This window comes from Micromonospora sp. IBHARD003 (assembly GCF_056106285.1).
In genome coordinates, this window is the sequence record NZ_JBWBBX010000001.1 from 2,356,948 (window position 1) to 2,369,674 (window position 12,727).

General features: G+C 71.9%; 11 protein-coding genes. 7 read left to right on the forward strand and 4 right to left on the reverse strand.

Going from position 1 to position 12,727, the window contains the following annotated elements; translation table 11 throughout:
* Window positions 1-74: 74 nt before the first annotated feature.
* Complete coding sequence (locus ACTWOL_RS10445) at window positions 75-1,601, reverse strand: HtaA domain-containing protein (protein WP_474296335.1); 1,527 nt, start codon at window positions 1,599-1,601, stop codon at window positions 75-77.
* 107 nt (window positions 1,602-1,708) lie between these two features.
* Window positions 1,709-3,136 (reverse strand): HtaA domain-containing protein, encoded by a 1,428-nt coding sequence (locus ACTWOL_RS10450; RefSeq protein WP_474296336.1) that lies wholly within the window; start codon window positions 3,134-3,136, stop codon window positions 1,709-1,711.
* A gap of 181 nt (window positions 3,137-3,317) precedes the next feature.
* Between ACTWOL_RS10450 and ACTWOL_RS10455 the strand changes: the two genes are divergently transcribed.
* From ACTWOL_RS10455 to ACTWOL_RS10485, 7 genes are all read left to right on the forward strand, one after another.
* On the forward strand, window positions 3,318-4,319 hold the full coding sequence (locus ACTWOL_RS10455) for a heme/hemin ABC transporter substrate-binding protein (protein ID WP_474296337.1): 1,002 nt from the start codon (window positions 3,318-3,320) through the stop codon (window positions 4,317-4,319).
* A gap of 2 nt (window positions 4,320-4,321) precedes the next feature.
* Window positions 4,322-5,428 carry a FecCD family ABC transporter permease gene (locus ACTWOL_RS10460; protein WP_474296338.1) on the forward strand — a complete coding sequence of 369 codons (1,107 nt, stop codon included), beginning with the start codon at window positions 4,322-4,324 and terminating at the stop codon, window positions 5,426-5,428.
* On the forward strand, window positions 5,425-6,267 hold the full coding sequence (locus ACTWOL_RS10465) for a heme ABC transporter ATP-binding protein (protein ID WP_474296339.1): 843 nt from the start codon (window positions 5,425-5,427) through the stop codon (window positions 6,265-6,267). The genes ACTWOL_RS10460 and ACTWOL_RS10465 overlap by 4 nt, the downstream gene beginning before the upstream one ends.
* Window positions 6,268-6,442: 175 nt before the next feature.
* Window positions 6,443-7,591 carry an iron uptake system protein EfeO gene (efeO, locus tag ACTWOL_RS10470; protein ID WP_474296340.1) on the forward strand — a complete coding sequence of 383 codons (1,149 nt, stop codon included), beginning with the start codon at window positions 6,443-6,445 and terminating at the stop codon, window positions 7,589-7,591.
* Between the two features lie 22 nt (window positions 7,592-7,613).
* Window positions 7,614-8,951: an iron uptake transporter deferrochelatase/peroxidase subunit gene (gene efeB, locus ACTWOL_RS10475; RefSeq protein ID WP_474296341.1), complete on the forward strand. Its 1,338-nt coding sequence runs from the start codon at window positions 7,614-7,616 to the stop codon at window positions 8,949-8,951.
* An 18-nt stretch (window positions 8,952-8,969) separates the two neighbouring features.
* A complete protein-coding gene (efeU, locus tag ACTWOL_RS10480) occupies window positions 8,970-9,842 on the forward strand; it encodes an iron uptake transporter permease EfeU (RefSeq protein ID WP_474296342.1) in 873 nt (290 codons plus the stop codon).
* Window positions 9,814-11,040 carry an SCO2278 family lipoprotein gene (locus ACTWOL_RS10485; protein WP_474296343.1) on the forward strand — a complete coding sequence of 409 codons (1,227 nt, stop codon included), beginning with the start codon at window positions 9,814-9,816 and terminating at the stop codon, window positions 11,038-11,040. Before efeU ends, ACTWOL_RS10485 begins: the two co-directional genes overlap by 29 nt.
* 151 nt (window positions 11,041-11,191) lie before the next feature.
* On the opposite strand, the gene ACTWOL_RS10490 is transcribed toward ACTWOL_RS10485, so the two are convergent.
* Together ACTWOL_RS10490 and ACTWOL_RS10495 are read right to left on the reverse strand one after the other, a co-directional pair.
* Window positions 11,192-12,010 (reverse strand): bifunctional DNA primase/polymerase, encoded by an 819-nt coding sequence (locus tag ACTWOL_RS10490; RefSeq protein WP_474296344.1) that lies wholly within the window; start codon window positions 12,008-12,010, stop codon window positions 11,192-11,194.
* A 102-nt stretch (window positions 12,011-12,112) separates the two neighbouring features.
* A complete protein-coding gene (locus ACTWOL_RS10495) occupies window positions 12,113-12,727 on the reverse strand; it encodes a TetR/AcrR family transcriptional regulator (RefSeq protein WP_474296345.1) in 615 nt (204 codons plus the stop codon).

Genomic DNA, 12,727 nt, shown 5'->3' on the forward strand with positions numbered 1-12,727 from the left:
TTCAAGCACCCGGAGGGGTGCGATCGCCGCCCTCGGCCGGGAGCGGCCGGAGCGGCGATCGTCACACCGGAGCGTCAGGGACGGACGGTCGCGCGACGGCGTACGGCGAGGACCACGCCCGCACCGGCCGCGACGACGGCGCCCGACGAGGCGAGCAGGGCCCCGGCCGGGACCCCTGCCCCGGTGGAGGCGAGATGGCCGTCGGCAGTGAGCCCGCCGCCACCGACCGTACCGCCGCCCGCGGTGGACCCGCCGCCGGTGGACCCGGAGGTGGCCGAGGTCCCCGCGTCACCGGGGCCGGTGGGCAGTGCGGCGTCCTTGTCGAGGGTGAGGGCGACGGTCACCGGGTCGATCGGGGTGCCCGGCTTGTAGAACGCCTCGCCGTTCGGGCCCGCGAACTGCGCGGCGCCCTCCTTGGTGAGCACGGCCGGGATGTTCTCGAGGGTGACGACGCCGCTCTTGGCGCGGAAGTCCGCCCGGGTGAGGTCGAGCGTGGCGAACGTGACGTCGTTCGCGGTGCCCTTCGCGGTGGTGACATCGGCGACGAGCGTGCCGGACGTACCGGATCCCTTGACCTTGACGTCGCTGATGGTCCAGTCGATGCGGTGCGCGGCGCAGACGAAGCGCACCTTTCCGGCGTACGCGGCGTCGACGGTGCGGGCCGAGGAGTCGAGACGGGCCGTGCCGAAGCGGAAGTCGAAGGCGGAGCCGTTCGTCGTGGCGCCGCCGGACGCGGTGACGGTGCCACCGCAGGCGTCGTCGACGTAGCCGCGCCACGACTTCTTGACGCCCCAGGTCAGTCTGCCGCCGTGCGCCTTCCCGGGCGTCCCGGCAGCCGGCGACGAGGTGCCCGGCACCGGCTTCGTCGTCGGCTTCACGGTGGGCTTGGGCGTGGGCTTCGGCGTCGGCTTGGACGTCGCCGTCGGCCTCGGGTCCGGCTTCGGGGGCGTGCCGCCCGCGGCCTTGACGGTGAGGGTCGCGGGATCGAGCTGGGTGCCCTCCTGGTAGAAGCCGGAGAAGGCCTCCGCGCCCCCCTTGGTCAGCCGGGCCGGGATGTCCTTGAAGACCATGGCGCCGCCCGTGCCCTGCCCGGGACGTACACCGGTCATGTCGAGCGTGGCTATCGGCAGGTCGTTCTTCGAGTCGAAGCCGCCGTCCTGCTTCTTGGTGACGACATCGGCGGTGATCTCACCGGTGGGCGTCGCCGAGCCCTTGGTGGTGAGCTTCAGATCGGACATCGTGATGTCGAGGACGCCGCCGTGCGCCGTGAAGTGGACGCTGCCCTTGAAGGTGTTGGCGGTGGCGTGGGTGCCCGTGTCATAGGTGCCCTTGCCGTCCACGAAGGTGAACACCCCGTTGCCCGCTGCCTGCTTGGCCCCCTCCCCCACGGTGATCGTGCCGTGGGCAGAGACGAGGTACTTGCGGAAGGACTCCTTGAAGCCCCAGTCCAGGGTGCCGTCCTTCAGCTCCAGCGCCGGTGCGCCGGGTGCGGCCCCGGGGGCTTTCTCCGCGGCGATGGCGGGGAGCGCCAGTGCGGCGGCGCCGAGGGCCGTGGCCGTGGCGACGGCGGAGACGAGTGTCAGGGGGCGTATGGCGGACATGGTCGGTGGTCTCCTCGAAAGAAGGGGTACGGGGGCAGGCGCGGGAGTACACGGGACCCGCGGATGCTCGGTGACAGGTCGGGCTCGGTGGTGGGGAGGTGGTGGGTTCAGTGGTCGGCGGTACCGGTGGCGCGGGCGGCCCGGCCGCGTCGGCGCACGGTGTGGACGGCGTATCCGGCGGCCGCGGCGACGATCAGAGCGCCGGCCCCGATCGCGGTCAGAGCGCCGGCGTCGGGGGACGCCCCGGGGACGGAGGACGCGGGAGCGGCCTTCGTGTCCGCGTTCCCCGGCGGCGATGCGCTCGGTGCGGGCGGGGAGGTGTCGCTGCCCAGGTCCGGCAGGACGGGCAACTGCGCCTTCGCGTCCACGGCGACGGCGAGTGAGACCGGGTCCATCACGGTGCCCGCCTTGTACAGCGCGCCGAGCGCCCGGGAGCCGCCCTCGGTCAGCGTGGCCGGAGCCTCTTTGAGCACCGCGAGGCCGGACTTCGGTGTGAAGCCCTTGGCCGGGAAGGTGATGAGCGGTACGCCCCGCTGTGTGCCGCCGTCACGGGTGACATCGGCGGTGAGGGTGCCACTGCCGTCGCGTACGGCGACCGAGATCCGGGCGAGCGTCAGATCAAGCCCGGTTCCGGTGAAGCGGACGGTGCCGGCGAAGGCCGCGTCCAGGGTCTGTTTGCCGGCGTCGTACGTACCCTTGCCGCGTGGGAAGCGGAAGAGCGCTCCGCCGTCCTCGGCGCCGCCGCCGAGGGCCCAGGACCCCTTGGCGATGGGGCCGGTGACGTACTCGCGGAAGGTGCGGCGCACGCCCCAGTCGACGGCGGCGTCCCGGAAGGCTCCTGCGGCCCGTCCCTCCGTCCGTGCCGGCTCGGGCCCCCGTGAGGGCTGCCGGGACGGCGCCGCGGACCGTACGTCGACGGACAGGCTCACCGGGTCGAGTGCGGTGCCCGCGGGGTAGTAGCCGGCGAAGGCATGCGCACCCCGGGCGGTGAGGGTGGCGGGAATGCCCGCGAGGCGGACGGGACTCGTACCGCCCCTCATGTCGACACCGGAGAGGTCGAGCGAGGCGAGCGGGACCTGGGACGAGGTCGTGACCTTGCCCGAGCCCTTGGCCTTGCCGGTCATATCGGCGTAGAGCGTGCCGCTGCCGCCGCTGATACGGACGGTGGGGCGGCTGATGGTGAGGTCGAGCGCATGGCTGCCGTCCGCCGCCCGGTGGCCGAGGAAGTGGACACCGCCCGAGAAGCCGGAGGTGAACGCTCCCGTGTCCGGGTCGTAGCGGCCCTCGGCCGAGTGGAAGCGGAACTGGCTGCCGCCGGCGGTGGCCGCGCCCCCGATGAGATTCCAGCTGCCGTGGGCGACGGGGCCCGTGACATAGCTCTGGAAGGAGGACTTGATGCCCCAGTCGAGCCTGCCGCCCTGGATCGTGCGGCTCTCGGCGTGCGCGGCGGTCGCCGGGAGCAGGGCTGCCGCGAGGGCGGCGAGCAGCGCGACGGCGAGGGCACGGACCGGTCTGCCCGGTCTGCAAGGCAGCATGAAGAAACCCCCAAGGGCTGGCAGGCAAGGTAAGGCTAACCTAAGCTACTGCCAGCCCGCACCGGAAGCCCCTCGCTCGTCCAGAGTCCCGGAAGCGGCCTGAAACACCTTCAATTTCTCCTTGAGAAGGGGAAGTTGAAGACACATGGCAGACGAAGGACCAACAGGACGGAGCTCTTCGGTGCGCAGATCCCGCCTGGCGACCGCGCTGGTACTGGCGCTCGCCCTTATGTCGGCAGCGACCGGCTGCGGCGGTACGGCCCGCCCCGCCGGAGCCGGGCCCGCGGCTGCGGCCCCCGACCGGGTCGAGCCGCTCCCGGCCGCGCCACGGCCGCAGCTGCCCGTCACGGTCGGCTCGGCGGACGGCACCAGGGTCACCGTCACATCCGCCGACCGGATCGTGCCGCTCACCGGTTCGCTCAGCGAGATCGTCTTCACCCTCGGACTCGGCGGCCGCGTGGTGGCCCGGGACATCACCGCCACCTTCGAACAGGCCGCGGACCTGCCCGTGGTGACCCGCGCCCACGACGTCTCGGCGGAGAGCGTCCTGTCGCTGAAGCCGACGGTCGTCCTCGCCGACACCTCCACCGGCCCCGCGGAAGCCGTCGCCCAGATCCGGGACGCGGGGATCCCGCTGGTCGTCGTCGAACCCGCGAAGAGCCTCGACGACGTGGGCCGGCAGATCGACACCGTCGCCACGGCATTGGGCGTGAAGCCCTCCGGCGCGGAGCTGAAGAAGCGCACCGAGCAGCGGATCGCCTCCGTGCGCAAGGACGTTCCGGCACCGGCGAAGGGCGGGAAGCCCCGGGTCGCCTTCCTCTATCTGCGCGGCACCGCGGCCGTCTATCTGCTGGGCGGAGCCGCTTCCGGGGCGAGTTCGCTGCTGGAGGCTGCCGGAGCGGTGGACGCCGGCAAGGAGTCCGGGCTGGCCAAGGACTTCACCCCGCTCACCAGTGAGGCGCTCGCCAAGGCCGCACCGGACGCACTGCTCGTCATGGACAAGGGCCTCGCCTCGGTGGGCGGCGTCGAGGGGCTTGTGAAGCTCCCCGGTGTCGCCGAGACCCCGGCGGGAATGGACCGCAGAGTCGTCTCCGTCGAGGACGGTGTCCTCCTCACCTACGGGCCGCGCACCGACCGGGTGCTCGGCTCGCTGGTCAAGCAGCTCTACGGGGGCGGGAAATGACGGTGACACCACCGCGAGCGGAGGCGATGGCCGCGGACCCCGCCGCCCCGGAGGCGCCCGGTAAGCAGGCCCGAACCCGGCGCGGCGCGCACACGTATCTGCTCACCGCCGGTCTCGCCGGGGCGCTGCTGGCACTGTGCCTGCTGTCCGCCGGGCTCGGGGCGTACCACCTTCCGTTCGGCGACGTCGTCGCCTCCGTACAGCACCGGGCCGGGCTCGGCGGTCACGCCCTGGACCGGGCGGCGGAGAGCGTGCTGTGGAACATCCGGCTGCCGCGGGTGGTGCTGGCCCTGCTCGTGGGCGCCTCGCTGGGCTGCGCCGGGGCACTGATGCAGGGGGTGTTCGGCAATCCGCTGGCCGAGCCCGGAGTCATCGGCATCTCGGCGGGGGCGGCGGTCGGGGCCGTCGGTGCGATCGCGCTCGGGCTGGCCTTCCTCGGCACCTGGACGGTGACGGTGTGTGCGTTCGCCGCCGGTCTGGCCACGGTGTCGCTGGTGTACGCGATGTCACGGTCGGGCGGCCGTACGGAAGTGGTGACCCTGATCCTCACGGGTATCGCGGTGAACGCCTTCGCGGGGGCGATGATCGGCCTGTTCGTCTTCTTCGCCGACAATGCGCAGATCACCCAGATCACCTTCTGGCAGCTCGGCTCGCTGGCGCAGGCGACTTGGCCGAAAGTGATCGCCGTCCTGCCGTGCGCGGCCATCGGGCTGCTGATCGCACCGTTGTACGCACGGCAGCTGGACCTCCTCGCGCTCGGCGAACGGCCGGCCCGTCATCTGGGCGTACGGGTGGAGCGGCTGAGGGCCGTGCTGATCCTGGTCGTGGCCCTGCTCACGGCGGCGGCGGTCGCCGTGGCGGGCATCGTCTCCTTCGTGGGGCTGCTCGTTCCGCATCTGCTGCGGATGGCGAACGGGCCGGGGCACCGCTTCCTGGTCCCGGGCAGTGCGCTGGGCGGTGCCGTGGTCCTGCTCGCGGGCGACCTCGCGGCGCGGACGGCGGCGGCTCCCGCCGAGCTTCCGCTGGGGGTGCTGACGGCGCTGTTCGGCAGCCCGTTCTTCTTCGTGCTGCTGCGCCGCACCCGTCGCCGGCAGGGAGGCTGGGCATGAGGAACCGCACCCTGAAAGGGATCCTGCCGCGCGGACGTGAGCTGCCCGCGCCGCCGTCCCCCGGCGACAGCGTGCTCGAAGTGCGGGGGCTGCACGTACGCCTGGGCTCGCTCGAGGCGCTTCGCGGCGTGGACCTCGTCGCCCGCGCGGGCCAGGTGCTGGCCCTCGTCGGACCGAACGGCGCCGGGAAGTCCACCCTGCTCGCCGCGTGCGCGGCGGACCTCTCCCCCGCCGCGGGCGAGGTGCGCATCTGCGGGCGGCCCGCGGCCGGCTGGTCGGCACCGGCACTCGCGCTGCGCCGCGCCGTGCTGCCGCAGTCGGCCGGCCTTTCGTTCCCGTTCGCCGTCGAGGAGGTGGTGCGGATGGGCCGGGCGCCCTGGGCCGGCACTGCGCTCGAGACGGACGACGATCCGGCGGTCGCCGAGGCCATGGCGCTGACGGAGACCACCGGCTTCGCGGCACGGCCGTTCTCCGCGCTGTCCGGGGGCGAGCGCGCCCGGGTCGCCCTGGCACGCGTACTCGCCCAGCGGGCACCGCTGCTGCTGCTCGACGAACCGACCGCCGCGCTGGATCTGCGCCACCAGGAACTGGTGCTGCGGATCTGCCGCGAGCGGGCGGCGGCGGGCGACACGGTCGTGGTCGTGCTGCACGATCTGGGACTGGCCGCCGCCTACGCGGACCGGGTGGCGGTGCTGGACGGCGGACGGATCGCCGCCGACGGCCCTCCGGAGCGGGTGCTGTCCGCCGAGTTGCTCGGCGCGGTCTACCGGCAACCGGTCGACGTGCTGCGGCATCCGCGGACCGGGACGCCGATCGTCGTGCCCAAAAGGGACACTTGACCCCCGCTTGACCTTCCCTGGGGGCAGACATGAAAAATCCGTGATCGTACCGTGCTTCGGGCTCTCGCATGAGAGGCGAATCACTGGACGGATGTCTTTCGGTCAGGTAAGCCTCGGTTAAGTTAGGTCCGCCTCACCGCCGTAGGGCCCCGTTCCGTTCACTCGTGGAGCATGCATGCGACCCGTCCGTCTCTCCGTCGTCACCGCCGTCGCGGCCGTGACCGCTCTCACCGCCGTGACCGGCTGCGCCGAGAAGGGCGACGCCAAGGGCGGCGACGGCGCCGTCACCGTGACCGCGAAGGACGACGCCTGCGAGGTGTCCAAGAAGGAGTTCGCGGCCGGCCACGTCCAGCTGGACATCGAGAACAAGGGCTCCAAGGTCACCGAGGTCTACGTCCTCTTCCCGGACGACCGCATCGTCACCGAGCGCGAGAACATCGGCCCCGGTACCAAGGCCAGTCTCACCGCCGAGATCAAGGCCGGTGACTACGCGATCGCCTGCAAGCCCGGGATGAAGGGCGAGGGCATCCGCCAGCAGGTCAAGGTGACCGGCGGCACCGCGGCCAAGCGCTCCCCGGAGAAGGACAAGGCCGTCGCCGAGTACCGCACGTACGTGCAGCAGCAGGCGGACGAGACCCTGCCGAAGGCCAAGGCGTTCACGGACGCCGTGCGCGCGGGCGACATCGAGGCGGCGAAGAAGCTCTACGCGGACTCCCGGATCGGCTGGGAGCGCACCGAGCCGGTCGCCGAGTCGTTCGGCGACATCGACCCGAAGGTCGACCTGCGCGAGGACGGCGTCGCCGACCTGAAGCCGGGCGAGAAGTGGGGTGGCTGGCACCGCCTGGAGAAGGCGCTGTGGCAGGACAAGAAGATCGGTGCCGAGGAGAAGGCGTTCGCCGACACCCTCGACAAGGACCTCGCGGACTGGGTCAAGAAGGTCGGCACCGCCGAGATCACCCCCACCTCGATGGCGAACGGCGCCAAGGAGCTGCTCGACGAGGTCGCGACCGGCAAGGTCACCGGTGAGGAGGAGCGTTACTCCCACACCGACCTGGTCGACTTCAAGGCGAACGTCGAGGGCGCCCAGAAGTCCTTCGAGCTGCTGAAGCCGGTGGCCTCGAAGAACGACCCGAAGCTGGTCGCCGAGCTCGACCGGCAGTTCGCGGCGATGAACGCGCTGCTCGACCGCTACCGCGCGGACAAGAACACCTACGTCTTCACGTCGTACGACAAGGTCACGCCGGCGCAGCGCAAGGAGCTCTCCGACGCCGTCAACGCACTGGCGGAGCCGCTGTCCAAGCTCGGCGCCGCGGTCGTCAAGTAGAAGGCGCGAGGGGGAGGCAACCATGTCCGAGTCCACGAACACCACAGGCGTCGAAGCCCAGGACGCCACAAACGCCGCGGAAACGGCCAACGACGCAGACACGGCGAACGCGGAGGGCACGGCGGGCCGGTCCGGCACGACGCCCTCCCGGCGCGCGCTGCTCGGCTGGGGCGGCGCCGGGCTGGCGCTCGGCGCGGCCGCCGCCGGCGGTGCCGCCGCCGCGATGACGCGCGGCGCCGACGAGACCGTCCCGGCCGCGGCGAGCGGCGCCGCCGTCCCCTTCCGCGGCGCCCACCAGGCCGGTATCGCCACCGCGGTCCAGGACCGGCTGCACTTCGCCGCGTTCGATGTGAAGACCAAGGACCGCGCGGAACTGGTCCAGATGCTCAAGGACTGGACGCGGGCCGCCGAGCGGATGACCGCGGGCCAGGCGGTCGGTGAGGGAGCCTACGGCGGTCTCGCCGAGGCACCGCCGGACGACACCGGCGAGGCACTCGGTCTGAAGCCCTCCCGGCTCACCCTCACCATCGGGTTCGGCCCGTCGCTCTTCGACGACCGCTTCGGTCTGAAGGACCGCAGGCCTGCGGCGCTGATCGACCTGCCCCCGTTCGCCGGTGACAACCTCGATCCGGCCCGCAGCGGCGGCGATCTGTGCGTCCAGGCGTGTGCCGACGACCCGCAGGTCGCCGTGCACGCCATCCGCAACCTCGCCCGCATCGGCTTCGGCAAGGTCGCGGTGCGCTGGTCCCAGCTCGGCTTCGGCAAGACCTCCTCGACCACGCCCGAGGAGCAGACGCCGCGCAACATGATGGGCTTCAAGGACGGCACCCGGAACATCGCGGGCACCGACCAGCCGGCCCTCGACAAGCATGTGTGGGTGTCCGAGAAGGACGGCCCCGCCTGGATGGTCGCGGGCTCGTACCTGGTGGCGCGCCGGATCCGGATGAACATCGAGGCCTGGGACCGCACTCCGCTCCAGGAGCAGGAGGACATCTTCGGCCGCGACAAGGGCGAAGGCGCGGCGGTCGGCAAGGCCAAGGAGCACGACGAGCCGTTCCTCCCGGCCATGCTGCCGAACGCGCATGTGCGGCTGGCCCACCCGGACTCCACCGGCGGGGCGCGGCTGCTGCGCCGCGGCTATTCGTTCACGGACGGCACGGACGGACTCGGCCGCCTCGACGCGGGCCTGTTCTTCCTCGCCTACCAGCGCGACGTCGCCAAGGGCTTCGTACCGGTGCAGCGCAATCTCGCTTCGGACGACCTCAACGAGTACATCCAGCACGTGGGTTCGGCACTGTTCGCCGTCCCGCCGGGCGTCCGCGACAAGGACGACTGGTGGGGCCGGGCGCTGTTCTCGTAACCAGGGAGGGAACCACCGGTGTTCGGCAACTATCTGATCGGCCTGCGCGAAGGTCTCGAGGCCAGTCTGGTCGTCTGCATCCTCGTCGCGTATCTGGTGAAGACGGACCGGCGTGACGCCCTGAAGCCGGTCTGGGCCGGCATCGGCGTCGCGTGCGGTGTGTCGCTCGCCTTCGGCGCGGCGCTCGAATTCGGCTCGCAGGAGCTGACGTTCGAGGCGCAGGAGCTGCTCGGTGGTTCCCTGTCGATCGTCGCGGTCGGCCTGGTCACCTGGATGGTCTTCTGGATGCGGCGCACCGCGCGGCATCTGAAGGCGGAGCTCGGCGCCAAGCTGGACGCCGCGCTGCAGATGGGCACGGGCGCGCTGGTGGCGACCGCGTTCCTCGCCGTGGGCCGCGAAGGCCTGGAGACGGCCCTGTTCGTCTGGGCGTCGGTGCGGGCCGCCGCCGACCAGGGCGGTTCCTCCACGCCGCTGACCGGGGTGCTGCTCGGTATCGCGACCGCGGTCGTGCTCGGCTGGCTGTTCTACCACGGTGCGCTGAGGATCAACCTGGCGAAGTTCTTCACCTGGACGGGGGGAATGCTGGTCGTCGTGGCCGCCGGCGTCCTCGCCTACGGCGTCCACGACCTTCAGGAGGCCCGCTTCCTCGGCGGTCTGACCGACAAGGCCTTCGACATCAGCGCCACGATTCCGCCGGACAGCTGGTACGGCACCCTGCTGAAGGGCGTCCTCAACTTCCAGCCCGACCCGACCGTGCTCCAGGTCACGGTGTGGGTGCTCTATCTCATCCCGGCACTCGCACTGTTCCTCGCCCCGGTAGGGTTCGGACGGTCAGTGGGGGTCGAGAAACAGAAGGCAACCGATGAGCACGCTGAGCGGTCGCGCGGATAGGCAGGGCGGATCGAGGAGCGGGTCGAGGGCCGAGCCTGGCAAGGCGGAGGAGGAGAGCGCAGCGGCGCTGCGTGCGACGACGACAACGCAGCCAGGCGAGAGCCATCGGCCCGCGACGCCGCCCGGTCTGTCCGTGCGACCGCTGGGTCGCGCGGATAGGCAGGGCGGATCGAAGAGCCATCGGCACCCGGCGCTGCCCGGCCTGTCCGCCCGGCCTCTGAGCCGGGTGGTGACGGGGCTCGCGGCGGTGACGGTGCTGTCGCTGACGGCGAGCGGCTGCGTGACGGTGCACGGCGAGCTGGAAGTCGTCCCGGCGGCGACCACGTCCGAAGCCACGCTCGCGCTCAGGGATTTCACGGACGCGTACAACCGGGCGGACAAGGCCTACGATCCGGCGCTCGACGCGGGCCAGGTGACGGGCGCACTCGGGGCGATCAACCAGGCCGGTCTGAGGGCCCGCGGTGTGACGAACCCCAGCGGCAACCCGCAGCACCGGCCGCTGGAGCTCACCGACGCGAAGTACTACGTCCCCAAGAAGGCGGGCTGGCCGCGCTGGTTCCTCGCGGACACCGACAGCAACCGGGACGTGGACGGCGGCGACAGGGACTCCCGCTGGCTGGTGGTGTTCGTGAAGAACAGCAACGCCGGGCAGTGGGAAGCCTCGTATCTGACCATCGTCGAACGGGGCAAGGTCCCGGTGTTCCGCACCGACAAGGACGGCTGGGCACAGCCGGTGGCTCCGGACTCGGACGAGACGGCGGTCGCTCCGCGCGATCTGAGCGAGGACTACGTCTCGTATCTGCAGAGCGGCAAGCCCGACCGTTTCGCCCCGGGCGAGGCCACGACCGAGTGGCGTGAGCTGCGCAAGAAGAACGAGCGGCGGCCGGGCCTGTTCACGGAGTACGTCGACCAGCCGCTGGACAGCGGTGAGTTCGAACCGATGGGTCTGGTCACCGAGGACGGCGGGGCGCTGGTCTTCTTCACGACGCGCTACTTCGACCGGCAGACGGCGGCCAAGGGCTATCGGCCCAAGGTCAGCGACGATGTCAGGGCGCTGATGACCGGCGAGGTGAAGAACACGGTCACCAAGGAGTGGATCTCGAGCCAGGCGGCGAAGGTCGCTCCGAGCGGCGGGGCGGGGCCCGCGGTCACGATACTGGGGCGGCTGCAGGGCGTGACCTCGGCGAAGGGCTCATAGGGCCCCTTCCACCGGCTGCCCGCGACAGCGGACACGACGACGCCCCGCAGCGGTGCCGGGGCACGGTGCGGGGCAGGTGAGGAGCCTCGGTCCTCCGCGGGACGCCGGTGTGCGCGGAGGACCGGTCCTGAGGATGCCGGACTGGCTCGTGTCAGCGGTGGAGCGGCCAGGCCACCGAGTGTTCGTGGTCCCGCGCGTCCGCTTCCTCCGCGTACCGTGCGCAGGCGTCCGCGAGGGCCTCGAGCAGGGTCAGCGGGTCCGGCAGCCGATGCTCGGGGCCGCGCACCCAGCCGACGGCCAGATCGTCGGGGAGCCGTGCGGGCGGTACGAGCACATAGCTGCCGCGGCTGTGCCAGCGCAGCCCGGGGTGCTCGTCCATCGTCTCGGGATGGCAGTCCAGCTCACAGGGCCACCACTCGTCCTCTTCTTCGGGCGTGCCGCGGGTGGCGGTGAAGAACAGCATCCGCGCTTCTCCCCCCGCCCCCTGCGACGCGAGTCCCCCGCCCGCGCCGCGCGGTCCGGACGGTGCCCCCGCTTCGGCGACCGGGCCGACGTCGACGCCCTGTGCGAGAAGCCGCTCCAGAGCGGCACACCCGGCCTCCCACGGCACGTCGAGAACGTCGTGCACCATGCCGGTGGCGGTGATGAAGTTCGCCTCGGGCTGCTCGCCCGCCCAGCGCTCGACCTTGCCGCGGTCGTGGGTGGACTGGGTCTGCCAGGCGAAGGACACCGGGTGGCGGGCGGGGGTGGGACAGCCGATGCGCTCGCAGGAGCAGCTGAAGCCCGCGGGATACGCGGCGGGAGCGAGCGGCAGTCCGGCGGCGGCGGTGGCCAGCAGCAGATCGAGGCGGCCGGAGCCTTCGTCGGCGGCGGTGTCCTCACGGCCGCGCCTGCGCAGCCACTGCGGCAGCCGGTTCTCCCAGGACGTCCTGCTGCGCGTGCCGCGGTAGCGGCCGATACCGTCGCCCATCTATCCCCTCACCTCTGCCTCTCCCCCTGTGGTCCCTGCCATCGTCCCACCATCGGGCCCGCGAGGTGGCCGCACCCCCCGATCGGGTGGACCGGTCCCTGGTCAGCCTCGGGGCGCGAGACCGTGGAGCGTGTACTCGACGATCTTGTCGGCGTACTCGTGGGTGAGCGGGAGGGTGCGCAGCAGCCAGCGGTGGGTGAGCGGCCCGGTGAGGAGTTCCAGGGCGATCCGGGGGTCGATCTCGCTCGCCACCTCGCCGCTGTCCTGGGCCGCGCGCAGCCTGCGCACGTACAGGTCGAGCTGGGGCTCGAGGAGCTTCGCGACGAACTGCGCGCCCAGTTGCGGGTCGACGATGCCCTCGGCGGTGAGGGCGCGGGCGGGGGCGTCGTACACGGGTGAGTTCAACTCGTCGACGGTGGCACGCAGTACGTGCTTGAGGTCGGTCTCGAGATCGCCGGTGTCGGGAATCCCCGGGGTCCCCGCCTCCCCCTGGGAGGCCTGCTCACCGAGGTCGAGGAAGGCCTCGAGGAGAACCGCGGCCTTGGACGGCCACCAGCGGTAGATGGTCTGCTTGCCGACGCCGGCCCGGGCGGCGATGCCCTCGACGGTCGTCCTGGTGTATCCGACTTCGCCGACCAGGGAGAGGGCGGCGTCGTAGATGGCCCGGCGCGAGCGTTCGCTGCGGCGTGAGGCGTCGGGAGCCCTGGTCTCTGCCAT

Coding starts and splice junctions, on each gene's coding strand:
- ACTWOL_RS10465 (WP_474296339.1), top strand. CDS start 5,425: ATGAGGAACCGCACCCTGAAAGGGATCCTGCCGCGCGGACGTGAGCTG.
- ACTWOL_RS10490 (WP_474296344.1), bottom strand. CDS start 12,010: ATGGGCGACGGTATCGGCCGCTACCGCGGCACGCGCAGCAGGACGTCC.
- ACTWOL_RS10450 (WP_474296336.1), bottom strand. CDS start 3,136: ATGCTGCCTTGCAGACCGGGCAGACCGGTCCGTGCCCTCGCCGTCGCG.
- ACTWOL_RS10485 (WP_474296343.1), top strand. CDS start 9,814: ATGAGCACGCTGAGCGGTCGCGCGGATAGGCAGGGCGGATCGAGGAGC.
- efeB (WP_474296341.1), top strand. CDS start 7,614: ATGTCCGAGTCCACGAACACCACAGGCGTCGAAGCCCAGGACGCCACA.
- efeO (WP_474296340.1), top strand. CDS start 6,443: ATGCGACCCGTCCGTCTCTCCGTCGTCACCGCCGTCGCGGCCGTGACC.
- ACTWOL_RS10445 (WP_474296335.1), bottom strand. CDS start 1,601: ATGTCCGCCATACGCCCCCTGACACTCGTCTCCGCCGTCGCCACGGCC.
- ACTWOL_RS10495 (WP_474296345.1), bottom strand. CDS start 12,727: ATGGCAGAGACCAGGGCTCCCGACGCCTCACGCCGCAGCGAACGCTCG.